The sequence below is a fragment of the Salipaludibacillus sp. CUR1 genome (genome assembly GCF_021028955.1).
Classification (GTDB): Bacteria; Bacillota; Bacilli; order Bacillales; family Salisediminibacteriaceae; genus Salipaludibacillus.
Window position 1 is genome coordinate 113255 of record NZ_JAIWPE010000094.1, and the last position, 22529, is coordinate 135783.

Annotated in this window: 25 protein-coding genes; 17 read left to right on the forward strand and 8 right to left on the reverse strand. The window is 43.3% G+C overall.

Annotation, left to right across the window (positions count from 1 at the left end; all coding sequences use genetic code 11):
- Window positions 1–38: 38 nt before the first annotated feature.
- The 5 genes from K8O68_RS16275 (at window position 39) to K8O68_RS16295 (ending at window position 3844) form a co-directional block, all read left to right on the forward strand.
- Window positions 39–722 (forward strand): SIMPL domain-containing protein, encoded by a 684-nt coding sequence (locus tag K8O68_RS16275; RefSeq protein ID WP_230897854.1) that lies wholly within the window; start codon window positions 39–41, stop codon window positions 720–722.
- A gap of 109 nt (window positions 723–831) precedes the next feature.
- Window positions 832–957 carry a YfhE family protein gene (locus K8O68_RS16280; protein ID WP_230897855.1) on the forward strand — a complete coding sequence of 42 codons (126 nt, stop codon included), beginning with the start codon at window positions 832–834 and terminating at the stop codon, window positions 955–957.
- 425 nt (window positions 958–1382) lie between these two features.
- The gene (locus K8O68_RS16285; protein ID WP_230897856.1) at window positions 1383–1766 is read left to right on the forward strand and encodes a hypothetical protein; all 384 of its coding nucleotides are present in this window, start codon (window positions 1383–1385) and stop codon (window positions 1764–1766) included.
- An 88-nt stretch (window positions 1767–1854) separates the two neighbouring features.
- On the forward strand, window positions 1855–2856 hold the full coding sequence (locus tag K8O68_RS16290) for an LLM class flavin-dependent oxidoreductase (protein WP_230897857.1): 1002 nt from the start codon (window positions 1855–1857) through the stop codon (window positions 2854–2856).
- 70 nt (window positions 2857–2926) lie between these two features.
- Window positions 2927–3844 (forward strand): aldo/keto reductase, encoded by a 918-nt coding sequence (locus tag K8O68_RS16295; RefSeq protein WP_230897858.1) that lies wholly within the window; start codon window positions 2927–2929, stop codon window positions 3842–3844.
- 71 nt (window positions 3845–3915) lie between these two features.
- On the opposite strand, the gene K8O68_RS16300 is transcribed toward K8O68_RS16295, so the two are convergent.
- Window positions 3916–5244 carry a hydroxysqualene dehydroxylase gene (locus tag K8O68_RS16300; RefSeq protein ID WP_230897859.1) on the reverse strand — a complete coding sequence of 443 codons (1329 nt, stop codon included), beginning with the start codon at window positions 5242–5244 and terminating at the stop codon, window positions 3916–3918.
- 207 nt (window positions 5245–5451) lie between these two features.
- Here K8O68_RS16300 and K8O68_RS16305 point away from each other — a divergent pair, with 207 nt between their 5' ends.
- On the forward strand, window positions 5452–6339 hold the full coding sequence (locus K8O68_RS16305; RefSeq protein ID WP_230897860.1) for a putative RNA methyltransferase: 888 nt from the start codon (window positions 5452–5454) through the stop codon (window positions 6337–6339).
- Window positions 6340–6411: 72 nt separating this feature from the next.
- On the opposite strand, the gene K8O68_RS16310 is transcribed toward K8O68_RS16305, so the two are convergent.
- Complete coding sequence (locus K8O68_RS16310) at window positions 6412–7599, reverse strand: chromate transporter (protein WP_230897861.1); 1188 nt, start codon at window positions 7597–7599, stop codon at window positions 6412–6414.
- Between the two features lie 219 nt (window positions 7600–7818).
- On the opposite strand from K8O68_RS16310, the gene K8O68_RS16315 reads away from it, so the two are divergent.
- Both K8O68_RS16315 and K8O68_RS16320 read left to right on the forward strand, forming a co-directional pair.
- Complete coding sequence (locus K8O68_RS16315) at window positions 7819–8202, forward strand: rhodanese-like domain-containing protein (RefSeq protein ID WP_230897862.1); 384 nt, start codon at window positions 7819–7821, stop codon at window positions 8200–8202.
- A 36-nt stretch (window positions 8203–8238) separates the two neighbouring features.
- On the forward strand, window positions 8239–8499 hold the full coding sequence (locus K8O68_RS16320) for a metal-sensitive transcriptional regulator (protein ID WP_230897863.1): 261 nt from the start codon (window positions 8239–8241) through the stop codon (window positions 8497–8499).
- Window positions 8500–8598: 99 nt separating this feature from the next.
- On the opposite strand, the gene K8O68_RS16325 is transcribed toward K8O68_RS16320, so the two are convergent.
- From K8O68_RS16325 to K8O68_RS16350, 6 genes are all read right to left on the reverse strand, one after another.
- Window positions 8599–9171 (reverse strand): hypothetical protein, encoded by a 573-nt coding sequence (locus tag K8O68_RS16325; RefSeq protein ID WP_230897864.1) that lies wholly within the window; start codon window positions 9169–9171, stop codon window positions 8599–8601.
- Between the two features lie 156 nt (window positions 9172–9327).
- The gene (locus K8O68_RS16330; protein WP_230897865.1) at window positions 9328–10416 is read right to left on the reverse strand and encodes a sensor histidine kinase; all 1089 of its coding nucleotides are present in this window, start codon (window positions 10414–10416) and stop codon (window positions 9328–9330) included.
- Window positions 10406–11086, reverse strand: coding sequence for a response regulator transcription factor (locus K8O68_RS16335; protein WP_230897866.1), 681 nt, complete (start codon window positions 11084–11086; stop codon window positions 10406–10408). The genes K8O68_RS16330 and K8O68_RS16335 overlap by 11 nt, the downstream gene beginning before the upstream one ends.
- 35 nt (window positions 11087–11121) lie before the next feature.
- Window positions 11122–11715 carry a redoxin domain-containing protein gene (locus tag K8O68_RS16340; protein ID WP_230897867.1) on the reverse strand — a complete coding sequence of 198 codons (594 nt, stop codon included), beginning with the start codon at window positions 11713–11715 and terminating at the stop codon, window positions 11122–11124.
- Window positions 11716–11735: 20 nt separating this feature from the next.
- Entirely contained in the window at window positions 11736–12479 is a 744-nt protein-coding gene (locus tag K8O68_RS16345) for a cytochrome c biogenesis CcdA family protein (protein WP_230897868.1), read from the reverse strand.
- Window positions 12467–13204 carry a hypothetical protein gene (locus K8O68_RS16350; protein ID WP_230897869.1) on the reverse strand — a complete coding sequence of 246 codons (738 nt, stop codon included), beginning with the start codon at window positions 13202–13204 and terminating at the stop codon, window positions 12467–12469. The genes K8O68_RS16345 and K8O68_RS16350 overlap by 13 nt, the downstream gene beginning before the upstream one ends.
- Window positions 13205–13498: 294 nt before the next feature.
- Here K8O68_RS16350 and K8O68_RS16355 point away from each other — a divergent pair, with 294 nt between their 5' ends.
- The 9 genes from K8O68_RS16355 to K8O68_RS16395 all read left to right on the forward strand — a co-directional run bounded on the left by K8O68_RS16355 (window position 13499) and on the right by K8O68_RS16395 (window position 22362).
- Window positions 13499–14071 carry a sulfurtransferase TusA family protein gene (locus K8O68_RS16355; RefSeq protein WP_230897870.1) on the forward strand — a complete coding sequence of 191 codons (573 nt, stop codon included), beginning with the start codon at window positions 13499–13501 and terminating at the stop codon, window positions 14069–14071.
- Window positions 14072–14119: 48 nt separating this feature from the next.
- A complete protein-coding gene (locus tag K8O68_RS16360) occupies window positions 14120–14515 on the forward strand; it encodes a DsrE/DsrF/DrsH-like family protein (protein WP_093052373.1) in 396 nt (131 codons plus the stop codon).
- Window positions 14516–14713: 198 nt separating this feature from the next.
- On the forward strand, window positions 14714–15847 hold the full coding sequence (locus K8O68_RS16365) for an MBL fold metallo-hydrolase (protein WP_230897871.1): 1134 nt from the start codon (window positions 14714–14716) through the stop codon (window positions 15845–15847).
- Window positions 15848–15902: 55 nt separating this feature from the next.
- Window positions 15903–16130, forward strand: a complete 228-nt coding sequence (locus K8O68_RS16370; RefSeq protein ID WP_093052367.1) for a sulfurtransferase TusA family protein — start codon at window positions 15903–15905, stop codon at window positions 16128–16130.
- A gap of 196 nt (window positions 16131–16326) precedes the next feature.
- Complete coding sequence (locus K8O68_RS16375; RefSeq protein WP_230897872.1) at window positions 16327–17571, forward strand: MFS transporter; 1245 nt, start codon at window positions 16327–16329, stop codon at window positions 17569–17571.
- 141 nt (window positions 17572–17712) lie between these two features.
- Entirely contained in the window at window positions 17713–18240 is a 528-nt protein-coding gene (gene resA / locus K8O68_RS16380; RefSeq protein ID WP_230897873.1) for a thiol-disulfide oxidoreductase ResA, read from the forward strand.
- Between the two features lie 449 nt (window positions 18241–18689).
- On the forward strand, window positions 18690–20066 hold the full coding sequence (locus K8O68_RS16385) for a cell wall-binding repeat-containing protein (protein WP_230897874.1): 1377 nt from the start codon (window positions 18690–18692) through the stop codon (window positions 20064–20066).
- Between the two features lie 165 nt (window positions 20067–20231).
- Window positions 20232–20948, forward strand: a complete 717-nt coding sequence (locus K8O68_RS16390; protein WP_230897875.1) for a response regulator transcription factor — start codon at window positions 20232–20234, stop codon at window positions 20946–20948.
- Window positions 20920–22362, forward strand: coding sequence for a sensor histidine kinase (locus K8O68_RS16395; protein WP_230897876.1), 1443 nt, complete (start codon window positions 20920–20922; stop codon window positions 22360–22362). Before K8O68_RS16390 ends, K8O68_RS16395 begins: the two co-directional genes overlap by 29 nt.
- Window positions 22363–22529 lie beyond the last annotated feature (167 nt).

Here is a 22529-nt window from a genome sequence, read left to right on the forward strand (position 1 = left end):
GAAGAGTGAAAATGATTTCGCCTGCCTGAGCATATACATTGAAAGAACCTACTGAGAAAGGCGGAATCAGGATGTATTACCCTTATCCGGTACCGGCAAGGCAAAATTTTTCACGTCTGATGACGGTAAAAGGCTCTGCAAGCCTTTCAGTTAAACCTGACACTGTCAGTATCCAGCTTGAAGTGGTGACAGAAGATGACTCGCTTATGGAAGCTCAGCAGGAAAATACGCTCATTATGAATCAGGTGATTGAGGGTCTTTTGCAGGCGGGGATTCCTAGAGAAGATATCCAGACTGCGGCTTACAGTATTAACCCTTTGTATGATTACATCGACGGGAAGCAGGTGTTCAGAACATTTCAAGTGAGAAACGCGATCACGGTGACTATCCGGGATATTGACCAGGTCGGCCAGGTGATAGAAACTGCCGTTGAAAATGGAGTGAACAGGATATCAAATATCCAGTTCATGCTTGAAGATCAGGAAGGTTATTACCGGCAGGCGCTCAGCCTAGCCCTGCAAAACGCCATAGGAAACGCCTCGGCACTGGCTGGTACAATGAATGTCGCTATTGATCCTACCCCTGTGAAAGTTACCGAACAGCAGAGAGAGCCTCCGGTGACTTATCAGACTTTTGTTGCCGCGGCACCGGGAGAAACAACGCCTATTGAACCTGGCCAAATTACCGTTAACGCTGAAGTTGAAGCGCAATTCAAGTATTGATCAGAGAGCCATCATGCCTTTTCTCCGGAAGAGAAAGGGCATGAGGTTTAAACATGGCCTGTGCCGGGAAAGGCAATTGATAACTACTAGATGAAAGGGGTTATCGATCATGGATCACAAGAGTTTACCGCACCAGCAGATCAATCAGAGAAATAATGGATTAAGCTCAGCCCAGGAAGTTCATTATAGTGGAGAATTCAAAAAAGCTGACCGGGCTGCAGAGAACAAGAAATAAACAAGGATGACGTTTTAAAGGGGCTGCGATCAAAAGGGATACTTTTGAAGCAGCTCCTTTTTTGTATGAACGGGTAAGGATAAGCGTTAAGGGTCACTCGGAAAGCGGGAGCACGAGTGAGAGGGCGATATATCGAGGAAAAGGTCCGTTCAGAGAAAGCTGGGGCTGCCGAGCGGGTGATAGGTGGAAAAGAAGCGGATCCAATTGATTAATGCCTTGAAAAGTACAGACTTTCAAGGTTTTTTTTATGAGCGGTTTTAAGTGAGGGAGAAGCAGGGGCAGTTTAAAGAAATGGGAATGCCGTTTTACCGGGGAAAAAACTGGCTGAGAGATGAGTCTTTCCTGTTACTTTCTAATACTAAGTGGCAAAGTTTAAAAAAACGGGTAAGGAAGTAGAAAGACATCTTAAGCTGGAGGCGCGGCAAATGAATATATTTTATTTACTGGCAGGAGCGGCAGCGGCTTCTACAGCTGTCATGCATGCGATGTGGGCAGAAAAAAGGATCATAAAAGACTTGAAACAATCAAATATGACTGATCTGGCTAAAGCCGGCTTTAGTATCGCCTGGCACCAGATAACGGCTTTATTGGCTGTGTCAGGAGTTTTTTTAATTTTGCTGTCTTTTCTGGACGTAAGCGAAACAATTGAAACCGCCGGCATATTAATCGCAGTCATCTTTACCGGCAATATTATTGTCTTTTTTACAGTAAGTAAACTCAGGTATCCTCATGTATTCAAAAGCACGCTTTACCCGGTTATCAATTCCGGTGCAATTATTCTTTTAATTATACTTGGCTTTCTAGTCTGACAAGGGGCCTCCGCCGGTAAATAAACGTTTGTTTAAAAATGGAAATCGCCCAGTGGAAGATGTTAACGAGTGAAAGAAGGTGTCAGTAATGAAATTGAGTGTGTTGGACCCTTCCCCGATGTCATCCGGCCAGACAGCGCAGGAAGCTTTGGAGGAATCGGCCGCTTTGGCAAGGGAAGCAGAAAAGCTGGGCTTTACGAGATACTGGATGACTGAACACCATGACCTCCCGGGCCTTGCCTGTTCAGCTCCGGAAGTGATGCTGGGCTACATAGGAGCACACACGAAGACGATCCGGCTAGGCACAGGGGCTGTGCTGCTCCCGTTTTACAAACCTTTCAAAGTTGCTGAAGTTCACAACACCCTGGCAACGTTATTTCCGGGGAGGATAGACGTCGGGATTGGCCGGGCCCCGGGCGGATCAGCTGAAGTGACCAATGCGCTTTCTGACAATTTTTTAGAAAAAGTGTGGCAGCTGCCCGAGCTTATAACAGAATTAGAGGGTTATTTAATGAGCAGTGGAAGCCGGGAAAGTGGGGAAGAGGCGAAAATATCAGCGGCCCCGCTTCCCGAAACACCCCCCGAACTATGGCTTCTCGGAACAAGCAAAAAAAGTGCCCTTTTAGCTGCCGAAAAAAGCCTTCCTTATGCGTTTGCACACTTTATGAGTGATCAGGATATAGAAGAGGTCATCGGCCAATATGTTGACAATTTTGTAAGTGGAGAACAAAATCGCAAGCCTGAAGTTCTGGTGGCTGTCTCGGCTGTCTGTGCAGAAACGGATGAGAGAGCTCACGAAGTAGCGTTAAGCTCGCTGATATGGTCGCTGCAAAAAGAGAAAGGCGAAGGCGGCCGAGGAGTACCATCGATCGGGGAAGCGTTGGCGTATCCTCTGAACAACAGCGAAAAAGACAAATTGGAAAAAATAAAGCAGAAAATGATTATCGGTTCGCCTGATACGGCAGGGAAGAAACTTCAAGCCATTCAGTCTGCGAGTCGAGCAGATGAAATAATGGTGATGACGACAGCTTTTTCGCAGGAAGACAGAAGAGAGTCATACCGGTTAATAGCAGAAAAGTTGTTTAAATAGTCATCTCCCGGGTCTCTCTTGAAAGCAGGTTCTGTTAAAATAAGACTATTAATCGAAATGAGGTGTCTTCTTGAAGAAAATCAGATTAGGTACGAGTGAGTTACAAGCAGGAGAAATATCTTTAGGCTGCATGCGCATGGACAAGCTGAGCGCAAAAGAAGCAGCCAAGGTCATTGATACGTCTTTTGAGGCAGGGATTGATTTCTACGATCATGCGGATATTTACGGAGGAGGAAACTCCGAGAAAGTGTTTGCAGAAGCTTTGGAAATGTCGTCTGTAAGCCGCGATCAGCTGTTTCTGCAGTCAAAGTGCGGGATCAGAAAAGGGTTTTTTGACTTTTCAAAAGAGCATATTTTAGCCTCAGTAGATGGAATTCTAAAACGTCTGCAGACGGACTATCTCGACACACTATTGCTTCATCGGCCCGATACCTTAATGGAACCTGAAGAGACTGCTGAAGCTTTCACACAGCTGAAAGAGAGCGGCAAGGTCCGCTACTTTGGAGTGAGTAACCAGAATCCAATGCAGGTTGAGCTGCTTCAGAAATATTTAAAGGATGATCTGATTATTAACCAGCTTCAGCTGAGCATTGTACATACACCTATGATTGATGCTGGTTTAAATGTAAATATGCAGAATAACCCGGCCATCGTGCGGGACAGCAGTATACTGGAGTATTCCCGTCTCAAGGAGATGACTGTCCAGGCATGGTCGCCGTTCCAGCATGGTATGATAGAAGGCGTGTTTGTCGGTAACAGTGATTACCCTGAAGTTAATGCCAAACTGCAGGAACTGGCCGATAAAAAAGGAGTGACTGATTCTGCCATGGCTATTGCGTGGATTTTACGCCACCCTGCCAATATCCAGCCGATTATCGGATCAATGAACCCTGAGCGGATTAAAGATATCTCCAAAGCTTCCGGCGTAGAGTTGTCAAGAGAAGAATGGTACGGGCTTTACCGGGCAGCAGGCAATGAATTGCCTTAATTAAATTATATCTAATGAACTGACACCGCATAACAGCGGTGTCAGTTTTTTGGGGTCATCAGCTGTAGCCCTTATCTCTCTCTGTCGTTCATGATCACCTGCGCCGCTTTTTTTCCGGAAATGACCGCCCCTTCCGTGGTAGTGTGATAAGGCTGCTTAGTGTACTCGCCAGCCAGGGTCAGCCCTTTAACAGGGGTTTTCTGATCCGGCTTCATCCAATTGTGATTTGGTCCGATATGGAAGCGCTCGTTTTCATGCCTTATAACTCTGTAATCAGTCATAAGCTGGTCCAAATCCATTCCAAGCTTCTTGGCGTCAGCTGCGACATGATTGTAAATCTCCCCATCTTCCATACTTAACATTTTGTCAGCTTGATCCAGCACTACGGAAAGTCGTCCCGGCACGTGCTTAAAAGTAGTGCGTGACTGTTCAGCAAAAACGGGAAGAAGCGTATGAGGGCCAAATTTTATAAAATCGTCTGACAGAGCAGGCTTTGACAGCTCCAATTGAATAGATACTGCTGAGGAGGAGGGCATCTTTAAAATTGAAGAAAACCATTCATGCTCCCCTAAACATTCTTGCAACAGATGCTGGGCCGGTGTAATGGAAGTGGCAAGAATGACGTTGGAGGCCGTAAGGGTTTCCCCGTCTTGTAACCTGACGCCTTTTACTTGCTCATCTTCATAAATTAATTTGTCTACACTAGTAGAAAGCCTGATTTCGCCTCCCCTTGACTTAACGCCTTGTGCAAGCGGGTTGGCAATAATATCCCCCATTGGAGCAGTATAAAATCCAACTCTTTTTGTTATCGCAGGGATTATTATATCGAAGTACACTTTCGCAGAGTATTCTTCCGGGGGCATGTAAAATATACCGGTGGTTGATGGGACAATCAAATAAGAATATGCCCGGTCGGTAACCTTTAGTTTTCGGGCGTACTCATGAACGCTTACCCGGTCGAGTACCTGCCTGTTAAAGAAGTAATCTTTTAATCCGGAAAAAATAAAGGAAGTAATCGAATATTTATCTTTCCTGGTTAACTGGTTCTTATTGCCTGCGACACCTTTAATAAAAATCTTAGGAGCCTGAAAGGGAGCTGTGCCTAATACTGCTGTGCCGTTTATGTCAGGGAGGAGGATCTCCATATCCTTTTGCCAGATAAAATGGTCTTCTATATTAACGCCGACCCGCTTTAATATCTCTTTCATATTTTTAAAAAAACTTAAATGCTTGTGTAAACCTGATTCCACTATCATGCCATTGTCGTCCCAAGAGGAACACCGGCCGCCTGGATGGGCGTTTTTTTCAATGATTAACGTGCGTTTTCCTTTTTCGGACAATTCAAGAGCGGCTGTCAAACCGGCCAGCCCGCCGCCGATGACAATCACATCATAATCCACGGTAATTCCTCCTTTCACTTTAAATACTGAAAAACAAACGCTTTAAAGGTATTCTTTAGGCTGGCACAAAACGGGCGTAATAATGTAAGTTTTAGTGTGAAAATTTTAAAGTAAAAAGTACACAAGAAATAACTGTGGTAATCTTATTTTTAAAAGAGAAAATAATGGATGCCTGAGTTTTAAAAGAGGCTGAGACGGGAGGTTCAAATGAATAAAGTTACAAAACGCCGGCGGCGGACGGATTACGCAAGATACTTTGAGGACGTATTTAAGTGCCCGGTATGCGGCGAAGATATGAAAGTCACTGATTCCTGCCAGCTTGTCTGCAACCGGAATCATTCATTCGATTTTGCAAAACAGGGCTATGTAAACCTTTTACCTAAACATGTGAAAACCAAATACACGAAAGATTTATTCGAAGCGCGTAAAAGTCTTATGACAGAAGAAAGCTTTTTTAAACCGGTAACCGATAAAATTGCAGGTATAATTGGAAAATATGGTTTTGGTGAGAAAGTAAATCTTCTTGATATGGGATGCGGGGAAGGCTCTCATCTGACTGCTGTAAGGAAGGCTGTAAAAGAGGCGTCCGGCGCTGAAATTATGGGAGCTGGAGTTGACCTTGCAAAAGAAGGGATTCTTGAAGCGGCTAAACAAGAAGATGATCTGCTTTGGGCGGTGGCGGATCTTGTTAATACGCCTTTTAAGGACGGTAAATTTGATGTGCTGTTAAATATTCTGTCACCCTCAAATTATGAGGAGTTTAAGAGGCTGATGAAAAACGATGGTCTTGTTATAAAAGTAGTGCCAGGGGGAAATTATTTGAAGGAATTAAGATATGCTTTATTTGAGGAAAAACATAAGCACTCTTATTCCAACACTGACACAGTCAACCGCTTTGCAGAACACTTTACTGTAGTGGAGCGCTGGCCGGTTTCTTATACAGTTAACCTTGCAAATAGATCTGCATCCTGGCTTGTGAAGATGACCCCTTTGGCATGGGAAGCGTGTGAAGACCGAATTGAGGCTTTTTTAAAACATAAGGAGATTAACATGACGGTGGACGTAGAGATTATTGTTGGAAAAAAGCATGAGTGAGCCGCAGCTTAGATATAGTGGTTACTTATAAAAAACAGGACTGTCCATTTTATCAGGCAGTCCTGTTTTTCGTTAGAGAATAATTAGCCCTCCTGCGGCACCGGTGAGTACGACTGCCCATGGCGGGAGTTTCCAGTGAGCCAGCATAACGAACAGCAAGGCAGCGAATGCAAATTCCACAGGACTTGTCACAGAACTGGTGAAAATTGGATGATATAACGCTGCAAAAAGAATTCCAACAACTGCTGCGTTCACCCCCATGAGAGCGGCTCGCATAGACTGGTTTTTTCTAAGGCTGGTCCAAAAAGGAAGGGTTCCTAAAATCAGCAGAAATGCTGGTAAAAAGATCGCAGCGGCAGCAAGAAGTCCTCCTTGCCAGCCGTTAATGACTGTCCCTATGTAAGCCGCAAAGGTAAATAAAGGGCCTGGTACAGCTTGTGCGGCGCCGTATCCTGCAAGAAACTCTTCTTCTGTCAGCCATCCTGTTGGGACAAATTCCCGTTCAAGTAAAGGCAGAACGACATGGCCGCCGCCGAAAACAAGTGAGCCTGACCGGTAAAAGCTGTCAAACATGGCCACCCAGTTCAACGTCGTTACTTCTCTGGCAATAGGGAGAAGTATAAGCAAGCCGAAGAACAGTGTTAAGCAGCCTGCCGCGAAACGCCTTGATAAAGGAAAAGTAAATTGGGAAGATAAATTTTCATCTGCTTGATTTTTGTAGAGAAGGTAGCCTGCGACGCCGGCTAGAAGAATGACTCCTACCTGGGTCCATGCAGTCTGCCAAAGCAGAATGCCTATAACAGCAGCTAAGGCGATCGTTTTCCGGGTTACATCCGGCGTCAGTTTTTGAGCCATACCAAGAACAGCATGGGCCACCACTGCGACTGCTACGATCTTCAGACCATTAATCCATCCGGCATCCAGCATACCAGCCGTCTGTAAAAATACCGCAAAAACGATTAACAGTACAACAGAAGGGAGCGTAAAACCAACAAACGAGATAATCCCGCCTAAAACACCGCCTCTTGTAACTCCTATACCTATTCCGACCTGACTGCTCGCAGGTCCGGGAAGGAACTGACACAGCGCCACCAGATCAGCGTAACTCTTCTCATCCATCCATTTTCTTCTGCGGACATATTCCTCATGGAAATAGCCCAAGTGGGCGATGGGACCGCCAAAAGACGTCAGGCCCAAGCGTGTGGATATAATTAGAATTTCAAATAAAGTCTTAAAATCAGTTTGGGGTTTGCCGTTCATACTACACCTCTTAATAAATATTTTTGAAAGTAAGTTGAAGATGTTGTCACGTATGAGCCTAGCAAACCGGAATGAATTAAACAATCACTTCCGCGGATTATTTACAAAAATTAAATAATTCTACAGGCTGGCAAACGTATTGACAAAATACCTTTAGGGGTATAATATAAAAGAAACTATATACGCCAAAGGGTATAAAAATATAAAGGATGGATATAAATGAACTGGATAATATTTGCTGTAATTGTGTTGATTATTTTAACCATGGTAAAACGGATGATGCCAATGAAAGGTGTTGGACATATTACCGCTGATGAATTGCAGGGAAAAATGAAAAAAGATAAACGCGCACATTTTATAGATGTGAGAGAACCAAATGAATTTTCTGCAGGGCATATTAAAGGAATGGAGAATGTGCCGCTCAGCCGGTTTAAGTCAGCGGCATCAGGTCTTCCAAAGGATAAAGAAATCGTCGTGATCTGCCAAAGCGGAAACCGCAGTGTGGCAGCATCAAATAAATTAAAGAAGGCCGGTTTCGGGGAAGTTACTAATGTCAGAGGCGGTATGTCAGCTTGGAGTGGACAAGTTAAACGAGGGTCTTAAAATAAGCCAGACAAAATTTATAAGGTGGTGGAAAACATGGATTATTCATCAGATATGAAAAACAGACTGAAGAGAATTGAAGGACAGGTGCGCGGAGTTCTTAAAATGATGGAAGACGAGAAAGAATGCCAGTCTATTATTACTCAGCTGTCAGCAGTCCGTTCAGCCGTTGACCGCGCCACGGCCTATGTGGTAGCTAAAAATCTTGAGGTCTGTTTAAGAGAACAAAAAGGCACTGAAGAAGACCCGGAAGAAACGATCGAAGAAGCTGTAAAAATGCTGGTGAAAAGCCGGTAAATAAAATAGCAGGCACTAAAAAAACGGGAAATGACATTCCCGTTTTTTTTAGTGGGAATTACTGGGGGGTCAGACCCCCCAGTAATATCCAGTTTCCTGTTACTGCTGCTGTTGCTGTTGTTGCTGCTGGTTTTGAACCTGGTTCATTTGCTGGTTAAGCTGTTCCTGAGACTGGTTCATTTGATTGGTAATTTGGCTTAACACATTAAACGATTGCAAAGACTGGTCGACACCTTGTAATGTTTGAGAGGCTTGTTTAATGGACTGCTGAAGCTGCTGGATAGTCTGCTGCTGCTGTTGCTGAGCCTGGTTACTGAATTGCTGAAGCTGCTGTGCAAGATCATTAGCCTGCTGTTGAGTCTGGCTTGAATTGGTTCCTTGCTGCTGAGCAGAGTGTAACTGGTCCATTTTTTGCTGGATGTTTTTTAACTGGTCTCGTAATGGGCTCAATTCCTGTGCAACTTCCTTGTCTACAGCTTGTTCAATTTTTTCTTCTCTTTCTCGTTCCATTGCAAATTCCTCCTTATAATTTTCAGGTGTGTTTTCCTGCTTATGACTGCTGTCAATCGTTTGAGGTGCAGGAGAGCGTCTTAAGTTAACCGTTAACCTGAACGCTGCCCATACCAATACAGCAACCAACAACAGCATAATGATAAATTGCGTGGCGGTCATGCTCACACCCCCAATTTGCAGCTTGACGCTTGAGATCAGCGCGGGGCCACAAAGCATATTATGAGGAGGTTAAAGGAATTTTATGAGTAAGATAAGGTAACAATTTTTTCATTTAATCCGGTGTAAAAGCTAAATCATTTTTTCATTTAAAAAATGTTAAGGTTTCACAGGAATGATTAATTTAAATGAGTGAATATTATCCTCTGAGGAGACAGTGACTTTTCCCTCATGGTGATTCACAATTATTTCTTTAACAATGGCAAGCCCTAATCCGCTTCCGCCGGTTTTTCGGCTTCGGGAAGAGTCTGCCCGGTAAAAACGCTCGAAAAGCCATTCCCGCTCTTCTTCAGGCAAGGGTGGACCCGGGTTTTGGACACAAATTTCGTAGACATCCCCGTGAAGCCTTCCCCTTAATTCAATGGCTTGCGATCCTTCATAATACTGGACAGCATTTTGAAACAGGTTGGAGACAGCCTGCCGGATCCCCTCATCATTGATATAAAGAATTGCGGGCTCAACCTTGACATTTAACGGGATGTCTTCATGCGTTATTTTTAATTGGAACATGGTTAGACATTCAGTCAGCAATGGTTTAACATCTGTCCACTTTTTCTCCAGTAAAGTCTGTGATGTTTGTTCGTTCCATTTACTCATTTCCTGAAGCTGGTCAATCATGTTAATTAAGCGTGCTGATTCTTTATGAAGTGAGTGAAACAGAGGCTGATTTCCTTCAATTACTCCGTCTTTCATAGCTTCCATATAGCCGTTAATATTTGAAAGTGGAGTCCTTAATTCGTGAGCCATATCTGTGAGCATTTTTGTTCTGGCTTCCTCATTCTTTTTCAGCCTGCTATTCAGTTCATTCATATGGTGCGTCAGCTGATCCACTTCGCGGAAGGATGTGGCAGTAATCTGTGCTGGATATTCACCGCTTTTTAAAGAAGCCGTGGTGTCAACTAATTCATGCAGCGGCCTCATTAACTTTTTCGTGAAAAAATAAAGGAAAAATATCCCCAAAAGGATGACTGCCGGAGTCGTCCACCATAGAAAAACGGCTAACTGGTTTTCAAATACAACTTGCCTTTCATCTTGAACCGTCGGCATCTGATCCACAAGAAAGCAGGCTGTTGTGTATATTAAATAGCTGCTCACTGCTACAAGCAATGTGACAACTCCGATATTAACAGCCATCAACTGAAACAGCATACCAGGTGACGTTTTCTTAGTACTTAAATTAAGGAACAAACTGATACCCCATTCCTCTGACAGTGACAATACGTTCGGGCTTCGAAGGGACGCTTTCAATTTTTTCCCTGAGCTTTTTAATATGGGCATCAATGGTTCTGTCCAGAATGTCACTCTCAGCGTACGGATGAATCTGCTGAACAAGCTGTTCACGCGTTAAGACTAAATTTGGATTCTCCATGAAATAAAAGAGCAGGTTGAATTCATATTTAGTCAGCTGAATTTTCCGGCCGTTTAAAAGAACCTCACCTTTTCGAGGTTTTATAACGAGCCCCCGGTGATTAATCTTCTGGCAAAACTGGCCGCCCCGTCTCAAGACAGCTTCTATTCTGGCCATTAATTCATTAGGGCTGAAAGGTTTAGTTACATAATCATCAGCACCCATCTTTAATCCTTTAATTTTCTGGTCACTGCTTGTTTTTGCGGTAATCATAATAAGTGATACTTCATTTCGTTCCTGTTCCCTGATCCACTGGCAAATGTCTTCTCCGCTTACTTTAGGCAGCATTAAGTCAAGGAGGACGAGACACGGAGAGTAAAGTGTAAATTTCTCCATTGCTTCCTCTCCGTCAGCCGCTGTAATGACTTCGTAGCCATTTTTATTAAGATATATTTCAATTAACTCTCTGATCATATCATCATCTTCTACAACGAGAACTAATTGTTTCATTTAACATCACCCTTTAAAGACATGGTATTTTTATTTTAGTCCATATTTTCAAATCGTTGAACCATCATGTCTTTATTTAAGGCGCCGAAAGCAATACTTTGGACCTTGCCCTCTGAATCAATCATGTACGACGTAGGGATAGGCTGGATATCGTAGATACCGGCGACTTCAACCTCATGATCAAGAAGGATAGGGAAAGTCAGCCCGAAATCCTCGGTAAACTCCTCAACCTGATCCACACCAGGTTCGGTTTCAGTTAAGTTGACGGCTAAAATTTTAATATCATCATATTCTTCATACATTTCCTGCATATCCGGCATTTCCGCACGGCAAGGGGGACACCAGGTTGCCCAAAAGTTGACCATCACTTTTTGGCCGCGGAAATCCCAAAGAGAAACTTCTTCCCCTGCTAATGTTTCAAGTGTGAAATCAGGGGCATAATCTCCCTCATTTAGCCCGATATCATCTTCACTAATTGACGACTGTTCCTGGTTTTCGTCTTCCGCATCGCTGGCTGATTCTTCCTCTGTCTCACTTGCAGGCTCAGAAGTGCTTTGCCACTCTAGTGTTTCATAGAGCGTCCAGGCGACCATCCCTGCAAAAATTATAATAAGAAGCCACTTTTTCATCTCACATCACCTTTCCTTCATTACCCTAGATTTTCAAACCAGGTTCCTTCAATTAAACGCAGAATATAAATAGAAATATCATTCAACTGGCCAGTGAACAGCAATACTCCCATAAATACCATCACACCGCCGCCTATTTTCATAATCCTTCCACTGTATTTAACAATCCACCGGGTAGAACCGATAAAGAATGTTAATATAAAAAATGGAAGTGAGAAGCCAATAATATACAGGAGCGTATAAAAGAATCCTTGCGATGGATCACTGGCTGCCAGCACTAAAATAGAAGCAAATATCGGTCCGATACATGGGGTCCATCCTGCAGCAAACCCCATCCCGACAAAAGTGGTGCCTGCAAAGCCTGCAGGTTTTTTGCTGAAGGTCAGCCGTTTATTTTTCATTAAGCCATTCAGCTGAATAATGCCGGCTACAAATAATCCCATAAAAACGATAAAAATACCGGCTAACCGCTGGACAAGATCTCCTGAAGAACCAATCAGAAGTTCCTGCAGCCACTGTCCCATATATGTAGCTCCCACCCCCAGCGCCAGGAAAATTGAAGAGACACCTGCCAAAAAGAAAAAAGTATGGATCATTAACGACCGCCTGACTTTCTGATCTTTGTTGGACTCAAGGTCCTTAACGCTCATGCCTGTTATGTATGATAAATAGGCAGGGAATAACGGGAGAGTACAGGGCGAAATAAAAGAGATAAACCCTGCAGCAAATGCCGCCCAAATTGTAATTTGACTTAATTCTTCCATAAGATCACCTGTTTCTTTCGTAAAATATAATAAATACAAGCTGCGGCCACTGTCCCGGCAGCAAAAACCAAATAAGTGTGTTCCTCTAAGTAAATAGTTAAAAAGGCAGCCGACTGATTAGTCAAACTAATCACCCATTTACCCGCAGCCCATAACGGAACCATAGCCATCAGTTTAACCGACACATCTGATAAACGCCCTGCATAGTGGAGCCATATAAGGAAAATCAGCGACAGCCCCATGGTATAAAGGGATACAGGGTGCTCTGTGAAAGGCAATAATCCTGAGAGGCCGCCCTCCAATGGTTTTCCGGTTTCCGTTACTGCGAAAGCGAAGAGTAAATCAGCAACGAGAACGACGTAAAAAACCCCGGCGAGGGTGTCAGTCACTTTCACTTTTTGCCGGCTAAGCTTAAAAACAAGATAGATTATTGCTGCTGTTATTGCGAGAAAAAATTCATTCTGGCCGCTGGGATAACTGAGAATTGACACAGGGTCATTCACAAAAGCAGAAAAGTTTAACGGCACAGAACCAAAAAAATAAATGACAGCAGTTAAAATGAGTGTATTTGCAGTCAAATCTCTTACCTGATAATCACTCTTATACTTATAAGGGGAGAGATACCGCAAATATAAAAGGCCGCCAATAACAGATAACAGGACAACGACTGTTATAACCGGGATCATAAGAGGCCCCAGCATCCAAACGTCATACATAACAATCACCCTTTCCTCCAACACCATACGTTTCATTTATGAAAGTTTGATGAAAATAAAGAATAATGTTTAATATATACCTATTGGGGTATTTGAAAAATATAAGGCAAAGTGTTGACAAAGGATAAAATGTTTTGTAATATACCCTTAGGGGTAATTTAAAAAGCAACAAATTATTTTTTTAATCAAAATAATACCCTTCAAGGTATATTGATGTGAGGATAAAGAGTTTACTTGTACACACACTAAGCAGAGAATATTGAATTCAAATTATTTAAGTTGAACGAATGGAGGAATGGAAGAATGAGCATTAAAGTTAATGAAATTTTAGATGCAAAAGGGTTAGCGTGCCCTATGCCGGTGGTTAAAACGAAGAAAAAGATAGATGACCTTGAACCGGGTTACGTATTAGAGGTTCAAGCGACTGACAGAGGCTCCTTAGCAGATATGAAAGGATGGGCTAAAAACACAGGTCATCATTATCTTGGCTCGAGAGAAGATGGAGAGGTCTTTTACCATTATATTCGTAAAGCACATCCCGACGAAACACAAGAAGAAACGGACTATCCGCATGTGGTAAATAACGACGAATTGAAAGAAAAACTGGGTGAAGGAAAAAAAATAAAGCTGGTCGATGTAAGAGAGCCTGCTGAGTATACCTTCGCCCGTATTCCAGGAGCTAAATCCATTCCAATGGGAGAGCTGGAAGAGCGGCTAAATGAGTTAGACAAAGACGACGAGATCTATGTTGTCTGCAGAACTGGAAACAGGAGCAACATGGCAGCACAAGTTCTTGACGAAAAAGGATATAAAAATGTCACGAATGTAAAGCCCGGAATGTCCGAATGGGAATATGAAACAGAATCTGATGAATAAAAAATATTACTTTAATAGATTGAAAAAATTAACCAGGAGGGTGTCTAAATGAGTAACAAAGTAGCGATTATTGCAGCAAACGGCGGTTTATTTGACGCTTACAAAGTGTACAATCTTGCAACAGCAGCGGCAGCCGGAGGATCAGAAGTAGCCATATTCTTTACTTTCGAAGGGCTGCAGCTGATTCACAAAGATGGGCATAAACAGTTGCCAATGCCTGAGGGGGCAGAACAAATGCAGGAAGGATTCCAAAAGGCGAATGTGCCGGGAATTGACGAACTTGTCACGACAGCTCAGGAACTTGGTGTTAAATTTATCGGCTGTCAAATGACGATGGATGTGATGGGATTAGAAAAAGAAGACTTTGTTGATGGTGTCGAAGTAGGGGGCGCCGCATCATTCCTTGATTTTGCTAATGATGCGAACACCACATTGACCTTTTAATTAACATGGCTCCGTTGTTGCTAAAATAATATTCCCGGAATCACCGAGACTCCTTCGGGAAATACGGTTCAGGCGAGACCCCGGAGGGTGACTTTCCCGAGGAGGCTCGCGAAACGCCCGAGGAAAAGCGAGGTGATGCAGGGAATATTAACATTAAAGTTTAACAACGCCAAAACATTCAGATGGAGGGATCAATAAATGAGTTTAAAACCAATGACAGCCAAAGAATTAGGTAAAATGGTAATTAACCGCGAGGAAATCTTTATTTTGGATGTGCGGAACACAGACGCTTTTGATGACTGGAAAGTGGAAGGCGAAGGCGTAGAAATTATTAACAAGCCTTACTTCGACCTGATTGACGGTGTGGATGACATTGTCGGCCAGCTGCCGGAAGATAAGCCGTTGCTCGTGGTTTGTGCAAAAGAAGGCTCTTCCCAGTTCGTAGCCGAGCAGATTGTAGAAGCGACAGGCCGCGACACTCACTACCTTGTTGGCGGTATGAAAACATGGAGTGAGCACCTTGAACCAGTTAAACTAGGCGATTTAAAAGACGGCGGGGAACTTTATCAGTTTGTCCGTCTTGGTAAAGGGTGCCTCTCATATCTTGTGGCATCTGACGGTGAAGCGGCAATTATTGATTCCGCCCGTACAATTGAACCTTATAATGAGTTCCTTGCGGAGCACAATCTGACATTAAAGCACGTCATCGATACGCACCTGCATGCTGATCACATTTCAGGAGGGCGCAAGCTTCGTGAAAAACACGGGGCCTCCTACTGGCTCCCGCCTAAAGATGCAGAAGAAGTGACCTTTGATTTTAAACCTCTCGAAGACGGGAACGATATTAAAGTCGGGCAAACGAAAGTGGCGATTCATCCGATTTATTCCCCGGGCCATACGATCGGAAGCACCTCTATGGTGATTGATGACCAGTATCTGATCTCCGGTGACATTCTGTTTGTTGACTCTATCGGACGCCCTGACCTGGCAGGTAAAGCAGAAGACTGGGTGAGTGACCTTCGCAACAGCCTTTACAGCATTTATGCAGGCTTGAGCGGCGAGTTATACGTCCTGCCGGCCCACTTTGGTAAACACGAAGAATTAGATGCCCAAGGCCGCGTCATGGAAAAGCTGAGCGTGTTGTTTGAAAAAAATCATGGGTTAAATATCAATGATGAAGAAGAGTTCCGTAAAACGGTCACAGAAGACCTTCCGCCACAGCCAAACGCTTATCAGGAGATCCGCCAGACAAATATGGGTAAAATAAACCCGGATGCGGAAGAACAAACAGAAATGGAAATCGGACCTAACCGCTGTGCAGTGAGTGGCTGATAACCGCCTGTACCGGTGAATATATTATTTGAAAAGAGAGAGGAGAATTTCTAATATGGAAAGTACTAAAATTTTAGACGCTAAAGGATTAGCTTGTCCAATGCCTGTGGTTAAGGTGAAAAAAGAAATGGACCAGCTGAACGAAGGAGAGATACTCGAAGTGCATGTAACGGATAAAGGGGCCAAAGCCGATCTTCCTGCATGGGCTAAATCTTCGGGAAATGAACTGCTTCAGGACGCTGAAGAAGACGGGATTCTTAAATTCTGGTTCAAAAAAGCATAACAGTTCATCCCGGCCGCGGTCAGCGTGGCCGGGCTTTTTTTGAAAATGACAGGGAGGCCGGTAGTCCGGATATGTCAGTAAGTCTCTTATAGTTGCCTTTCCAGTGTTTTTCTAAGATAATGGCTGTAGATTCTTTAAAGTCAGGCTTCATACAGTTGAAGTCTGGCTTTTCGTGTGCTGAAAGGAGGGCCGGAATATGACTGAGACTGAAACCAGCCCAACTAATACTCCGCCGGCTTCTTTGCTGCGGAACCGTTCATTTATGCTCGTATGGATGTCAGGGCTCGCGATCATGCTTGGCTTCTCCATGTTCTTTTTGTCTGTCTCATGGTTTATTGTAGATGTTCTTAACCGGCCTGCCGTTCTCGGAGCCGTGCTGATGTCCGTCTCCATCCCCAGAGTAATCATGATGATCTACGGAGGCATTCTAGCAGATAAAATCCGCAAGTCCCTGATCATGTTTGTAACGAATTTTCTCCAGGGCCTAGTAATGGTCACGATGATTATATTATTTCTTAATGACTGGCTCCATGTCGGCTCGCTTATTGTTATCGCGCTGGTCTTCGGGTTTCTTGATGCCTTCTTTTTTCCGGCTGTGTCTTCAATGATCCCGATTATAGTCAGGGATGAACAGCTGCAACGGGCGAACTCACTTTTCCAGGGATCCACGGAAATGATGTTTATTATAGGCCCCTTAGTAGCCGGCGTACTTTTAACCATTGGCGATTTCACACTGACTTTTTCTGCAGCGGCTATTTTAATATTTATTTCTACCATCCTGGTGTTTCCGGCATTTATACAGGACCCTAAACCGGAGAAACGGGAGGGCAGTCCGTCAGCGCTGGAGGATTTAAAGGAAGGTCTGGGATATGTCAGGCAGTCCCATGTTCACAGAACGGGCACTATCGCCATCGTTATAATTAACCTGTTTATGATCGGTCCGTTGATAATAAGCTTTCCGATTCTGGTCGATTCACTTGGCGGTTCGCCGTTTGAATTGAGCCTTTTGGAAGCCGGCTTATCAGCAGGCACCTTTCTTGCCAGTGTTTTACTTGTTGTATGGAATTCTAAAAGGAAGAGAGGCCGGCTTGTTTTTGGCTCCCTCCTTTTAAGTTTCGCCTTTTTCATAGTGTTCAGCCAAGTGACTGCTTTGCCGCCCCTTGTTTTGCTTGCAGGGTTGACAGGCTTTATGGCTATGTTTGTTTACTTGCCGACAGTGACACTTGTTCAGGAACGGACTGATAAAAACAAACTTGGACGGGTCATGAGTATTATTACGCTGGCGGCGAGCGGATTTGAGCCGCTGGCATTCGGGCTTATTTCTTTTCTTGTAGCAGCTGAGCTTCCGATTCAGACAATCCTTATGATCGCCGGAAGTACGGGACTGTTATTCAGCGGTGCCCTCGTTTACTTCAGCTCATCCTTCAGGCGCCTCGACTGATTTATTAAACCTTCAGTTCTTCATACAATCTTCATATTCTTTGTTCAGAATGAAGTGGTTTACAAGGTCTTCATATTGAAAAATTACATCAAAATAGACTATTATTAAATCGGACCCATTTTTCCTTAGGAGAGGATGTAAATGAAACAGCGCAGATTAATTATCCGTTCCACTATTTTGCTAGTGATGGTGGCAGCGATCGGATATACGTTTTACTCACATTTTTCAGAAGACAGAGGACTGGTGAACGCCGGAGACGAAGCACCCGACTTTGTCCTGAAAGATGTTAATGGCGAAGAAGTCCATTTGGAAGATTATGAAGGACAAGGCGTCTATTTAACTTTCTGGGCGACTTATTGCACGTATTGCCGAAATAAAATGGAATATTTAAAGGACCATTATGACGAATATAAAGAAAAGGGCGTCGAAATTATTGGGGTCAATGTGAACGAGTCTTCCGTTCAGGTCCAGCGGTTTATTGACCGGCACAACGTGCCTTACCCCAATCCGATTGACAGAGATATGCTTGTAGGAAATGCCTACGGTGTAACTTCCTTGCCTCACACGCTTCTGATTGATGAAGACGGTATGGTAATAGAAAGAACTATTGGCGGAAAAACTGAGGCTGATGTAGTGGCTTCACTGGATAAAATCGTCCCAGGCAGCTAAAATAGGGGCTTTCACTATTTAAAACTTACGAGTCTATGGCTTGTAAGTTTTTTCGTTTGCGGCGAAAAGGGGGATGAGGGTATATGAAAGTATCCACTCTACCGTATAACTGTGGAACTCTACCTTATAAGGATCAAACTCTACCGTATAAATCAGGCACTCTACCGTATAAACTCCCAACTCTACCGTATAAAAGCTGAACTCTACCGTATAACAAATTTCGACAAATAACAAACCCCTGTTGTTTTATATAAATTTCCAAAATTCACAAGTCTATACTTGAGAATTTCTTGTTTGTAAAAAACTTCATACATTCTTCAAAAAACAGTGGTAATTTTTTGTTACTGGGAAAAGGCGGACGGGTATGGGGAAAGCGGGACATCACAAACATCTGCTTATTACGCAAAGCCATACAGAAAAAATGTTTATTACATATTAGGAGGTCTACTATGAAGAAAAAGTATAATTTTATCACTATTCTGTCAGCCGCTTTTTTAATAACAGCCTGTGCAGAGGGTGAAGATAACAACACTGCAGGTAACGAAATCGATAATAACAATAACCATAACATGGAAGAAAACAACGCTGACGACAATCACAATATGAACGAGGACAACGAAGAGCATAATAACAATGATCATATGAATAATCAAAATGAAGAAGGAAACAATGATGAGATGAATGATCACGGGCACAGCGAGGAGCAGCACGAAGAGTTTGCCTCTGCCCCGGAAAATATGAATGAGAATGCGTCCGATAACCTTATGCATTTTCAAACAAAAAATGTGACGCGACTTGATGCTGATTCGCCTGTAGATATGTCCATTTATACTTCTCAGCTTGTATGGCCTGCTACACATGAAGAGAATCAGCCGGGAACAGTCATTCTTGCTCCCGTTGATGACTGGCAGAAATCTTTAGTAAGTACAACGCTGATCCACCATCCAAATGACGGACCGGTATTGTTTATGGAAGATGGCGACTTTTCTGAAGAAGTTTTAACGGAACTGGAAAGGCTAAATCCTAAAGGGAATGATAACGGAACTGAAGTAATGGTTATCGGTGAAGTGCAGGATGACGCCTTGTCTGAGCTGGATGAATACAATATTGAAGAATTTGATGCTGATAATGCCGCTGCCTTTGCTGCAGAGGTTGATGAGTATTTTTCAGAATTAGTAGATGAGGTGCCGGAAGCAGTATTGATTGCCTCCTCAGAAGAAGAGGCGAAGCTTTACTCTCTGATTGCAAGCAACTGGATCGCACATATGAATGAATCGTTATTGTTCGTAGATGATAACGGGGTTCCGGAAGAAACGGCTGAAGCTTTGGAAAAGCGTGACGGCGATGCAAAAATGTTTCTTCTTGGCTCTGACGAAGTCATTGGGGAAGATACGATTGACGCCTTGCAGGAGTATGGAGAAGCAGAGCGTATCGATGGAGATTCTCCTGAAGAAATGTCCATTGAGTTTGCCAAGTACAGAGACGAAGAGACTACAGTAGGCTGGGGGCAGGAAGAACCAGGCCACGGATTGAGCTTTATCTCAACTGAAACTCCGGAAATGGCAATAACAGGTTCTGCTTTAGGACACTTGGGAAAACACGCGCCGCTAGTCTGGCTTGAAGACGGGGAAATAAGTGACGGTTTGTATGACTATTTGGCTGACACCCGCCCTACATTTGAGGATGACCCAATGGACGGTCCTTACAATCACACCTATTTGCTGGCAGATACAGATACTGTCACATTTGAAATTCAGGGAATTTTAGATGAAAAACTGGAAATCGCCGGAGAACACGGTGATCACGGGGGCCATGGAGGTCACTAATTTGTATCGAAAGGGGCTCAAGCAAAGCTTTGAGTCCCTTTTTTTATTATACTTTAAGAAAATACAACTTGTTAAAAGTGAAAAAAGAAGATTTTAAGGCTTCCGATGGAATGTGACCGGTAAGCCAAGTTTTTTTTATACAATTAAGCCGCAGGAGGGGACAAAATGGCAGAAGAACGAATTTTAATTGTAGACGATGAACAGGAAATGAGAACATTGTTAAAGCTTTGTTTGGCTGATAAAAACTACATAGTGTCTGAAGCAGTAAACGGAATGGAAGCGATGGAAGTGGTGAGGGGTGAAGAGGTTGATTTAGTGCTGCTGGATATTATGATGCCGGAAATTGACGGATTCGAATTATTGAAAATGCTGCGTGAGGAATTAAACAGGAAAACACCCGTCATTCTTTTATCCGCTTTAGGAGATACGGAACGGGTAGTGAAAGGCCTGCAGCTTGGGGCGGATGATTATATTGTTAAACCTTTTGAGCCAAGAGAATTGACTGCCAGGGTAGAATCGGTATTGAGAAGGTCGTTCTTTCAAAAAAATGCTGACTTGTCGTTTGAGATGAAAGGCCTTCAATTTTATCCAAATAAATATCAAATTTTTTACAACAACAAAGCCTTGCCGTTAACAAAAAAAGAGTTTTCAATTTTTCACAGGCTCGCGACAAACCCGGGAAGAGTCTACAGCCGGGAGCAGCTGTTAAATTTAGAGTGGGAAATGGCTTATGAAGGAGATTTAAGGACGGTGGATACGCATATTAAAAACATCAGGGAGAAACTGAAATCAGAAGGTTATAAGGGGACGGCGATTGATACGGTTTGGGGCGTTGGTTATAAGGTGGATGAAGATGTTTCGGCAGCTGACCAGTCAAATTAAAAGAAGTCTAGCCAAAAAGATTACGACCTGGGTGATGATCTCATTAATAGTATTAATTGTATTTATTATTTCGGGTGCCCACTGGATTACAGCAAACTTTTATCAGGAGCACCTGACACATGAGGTAGAAGGAAGACTTGCCGCTCACGCGGCTTTACTTGAGACAGAGCAAAGCAGTGAGATTTTGGACTATATAAATATCCTCGAAACAGGAAAACACAGTGTTCTGCTCATTGTAAATGAAGAAGGTGAACCGGTTTTTACAAGTGATAATATTTCCGGTGAGAAGATTAACGACTATATCCAATTTATTGAGGAAAACAGATCGGAGCTTTTGACACATCACCAGATCACCTATACAGATGAAGTTGACACAATGGCTTTTCACATTCCGCATGTATGGGGAACAGCAGCTATTTATAATCAGAATGGGGAAACAGCTGGGTATGTATTTATTGACCAGGATACCGGGGAGCTGAATGTGGCCCGGATCAACTTGCTTAAATTATTAGCGTTAATGGGGGCACTTACTCTTTTAGTAGGCTATTTGTTTATCAGATATTTGACGAGGAGAATCTCTAACCCTTTAAATGAAATGAGCCAGAGAACACATGATATTGCAGATGGAGATTTTGACATTAAACTGAATGTTAAAGGTGAGGATGAAGTTGGCACACTCGGCAAAAATATTCAGCAGATGACAAAGCAGCTTAAAGAATACAGGGATTCAAGAAGAGAATTTATTTCTCATGTTTCTCATGATTTGAGAACTCCGATTACGTATATAAAAGGATACTCAGCCTTAATGAAGGACGCAGAAAACGTGGACAAGGAAGGGTGGAAGAGGCACCTTGGTGTCATTTACGATGAAGCAATACGTATGGAAAGCCTTGTGAGCGACTTATTTTTACTGACTAAACTTCAAGAAGGAAAGATACAAATTCATTATGAAGAGGTAAATGTTAGTGAGTGGCTCAGTTCCCTGTTTAAAAGCCGTGCCATAATGTTTGACCAGAAACAAATCGAAGGAACGCTCGACATTGACCCTTCATTGGAAAAACGCGCACTCTCTCTGGACGCGTTCAGAATGGAACAGGCACTTATTAATATCCTTGAAAATGCCATCAGGTTTACAGACGTGAATGGATCGATCAGGCTGTCATGTTACAAAGAAAATGAGAAAGTTGTTTTTGAGATAGCTGATACTGGAGAAGGAATGGACGAACAGGAACTCGACCGCATCTGGGAGAGGTTTTATAAAGCAGATCCTTCTCGTTCCCGGGACGACAGCGGCACCGGTCTCGGTCTGGCCATTGTAAAAGAAATTGTGGAGGCTCATAACGGTTCGGTTAAAGTAGAAAGCAAGAAAGGCCGCGGTACCACGTTCTATCTGTATATTCCTTTTGCAAACTGAGGGGATAGATAGGTATTGTGCGACTTCATAATAGCTGGGAGCGGGGATATAAAGGAGGGGGCGACCGATTAGATGGGGGATTCTACCGTAGAAGGATCGAACTCTACCATAATAATGGGGAGCTCTACCGTATAAGGAGCGGACTCTACCGTATAAAGTTGGGACTC

Bases quoted from the DNA above. Each gene is read 5' to 3' on its own strand.
- K8O68_RS16305 (WP_230897860.1), top strand. From the start codon at position 5,452: ATGAATAAAGTTACAAAACGCCGGCGGCGGACGGATTACGCAAGATAC.
- K8O68_RS16315 (WP_230897862.1), top strand. From the start codon at position 7,819: ATGAACTGGATAATATTTGCTGTAATTGTGTTGATTATTTTAACCATG.
- resA (WP_230897873.1), top strand. From the start codon at position 17,713: ATGAAACAGCGCAGATTAATTATCCGTTCCACTATTTTGCTAGTGATG.
- K8O68_RS16370 (WP_093052367.1), top strand. From the start codon at position 15,903: ATGGAAAGTACTAAAATTTTAGACGCTAAAGGATTAGCTTGTCCAATG.
- K8O68_RS16285 (WP_230897856.1), top strand. From the start codon at position 1,383: ATGAATATATTTTATTTACTGGCAGGAGCGGCAGCGGCTTCTACAGCT.
- K8O68_RS16355 (WP_230897870.1), top strand. From the start codon at position 13,499: ATGAGCATTAAAGTTAATGAAATTTTAGATGCAAAAGGGTTAGCGTGC.
- K8O68_RS16390 (WP_230897875.1), top strand. From the start codon at position 20,232: ATGGCAGAAGAACGAATTTTAATTGTAGACGATGAACAGGAAATGAGA.
- K8O68_RS16395 (WP_230897876.1), top strand. From the start codon at position 20,920: ATGTTTCGGCAGCTGACCAGTCAAATTAAAAGAAGTCTAGCCAAAAAG.
- K8O68_RS16290 (WP_230897857.1), top strand. From the start codon at position 1,855: ATGAAATTGAGTGTGTTGGACCCTTCCCCGATGTCATCCGGCCAGACA.
- K8O68_RS16325 (WP_230897864.1), bottom strand. From the start codon at position 9,171: ATGACCGCCACGCAATTTATCATTATGCTGTTGTTGGTTGCTGTATTG.
- K8O68_RS16385 (WP_230897874.1), top strand. From the start codon at position 18,690: ATGAAGAAAAAGTATAATTTTATCACTATTCTGTCAGCCGCTTTTTTA.
- K8O68_RS16335 (WP_230897866.1), bottom strand. From the start codon at position 11,086: ATGAAACAATTAGTTCTCGTTGTAGAAGATGATGATATGATCAGAGAG.
- K8O68_RS16365 (WP_230897871.1), top strand. From the start codon at position 14,714: ATGAGTTTAAAACCAATGACAGCCAAAGAATTAGGTAAAATGGTAATT.
- K8O68_RS16345 (WP_230897868.1), bottom strand. From the start codon at position 12,479: ATGGAAGAATTAAGTCAAATTACAATTTGGGCGGCATTTGCTGCAGGG.
- K8O68_RS16310 (WP_230897861.1), bottom strand. From the start codon at position 7,599: ATGAACGGCAAACCCCAAACTGATTTTAAGACTTTATTTGAAATTCTA.
- K8O68_RS16360 (WP_093052373.1), top strand. From the start codon at position 14,120: ATGAGTAACAAAGTAGCGATTATTGCAGCAAACGGCGGTTTATTTGAC.
- K8O68_RS16320 (WP_230897863.1), top strand. From the start codon at position 8,239: ATGGATTATTCATCAGATATGAAAAACAGACTGAAGAGAATTGAAGGA.
- K8O68_RS16375 (WP_230897872.1), top strand. From the start codon at position 16,327: ATGACTGAGACTGAAACCAGCCCAACTAATACTCCGCCGGCTTCTTTG.
- K8O68_RS16340 (WP_230897867.1), bottom strand. From the start codon at position 11,715: ATGAAAAAGTGGCTTCTTATTATAATTTTTGCAGGGATGGTCGCCTGG.
- K8O68_RS16280 (WP_230897855.1), top strand. From the start codon at position 832: ATGGATCACAAGAGTTTACCGCACCAGCAGATCAATCAGAGAAATAAT.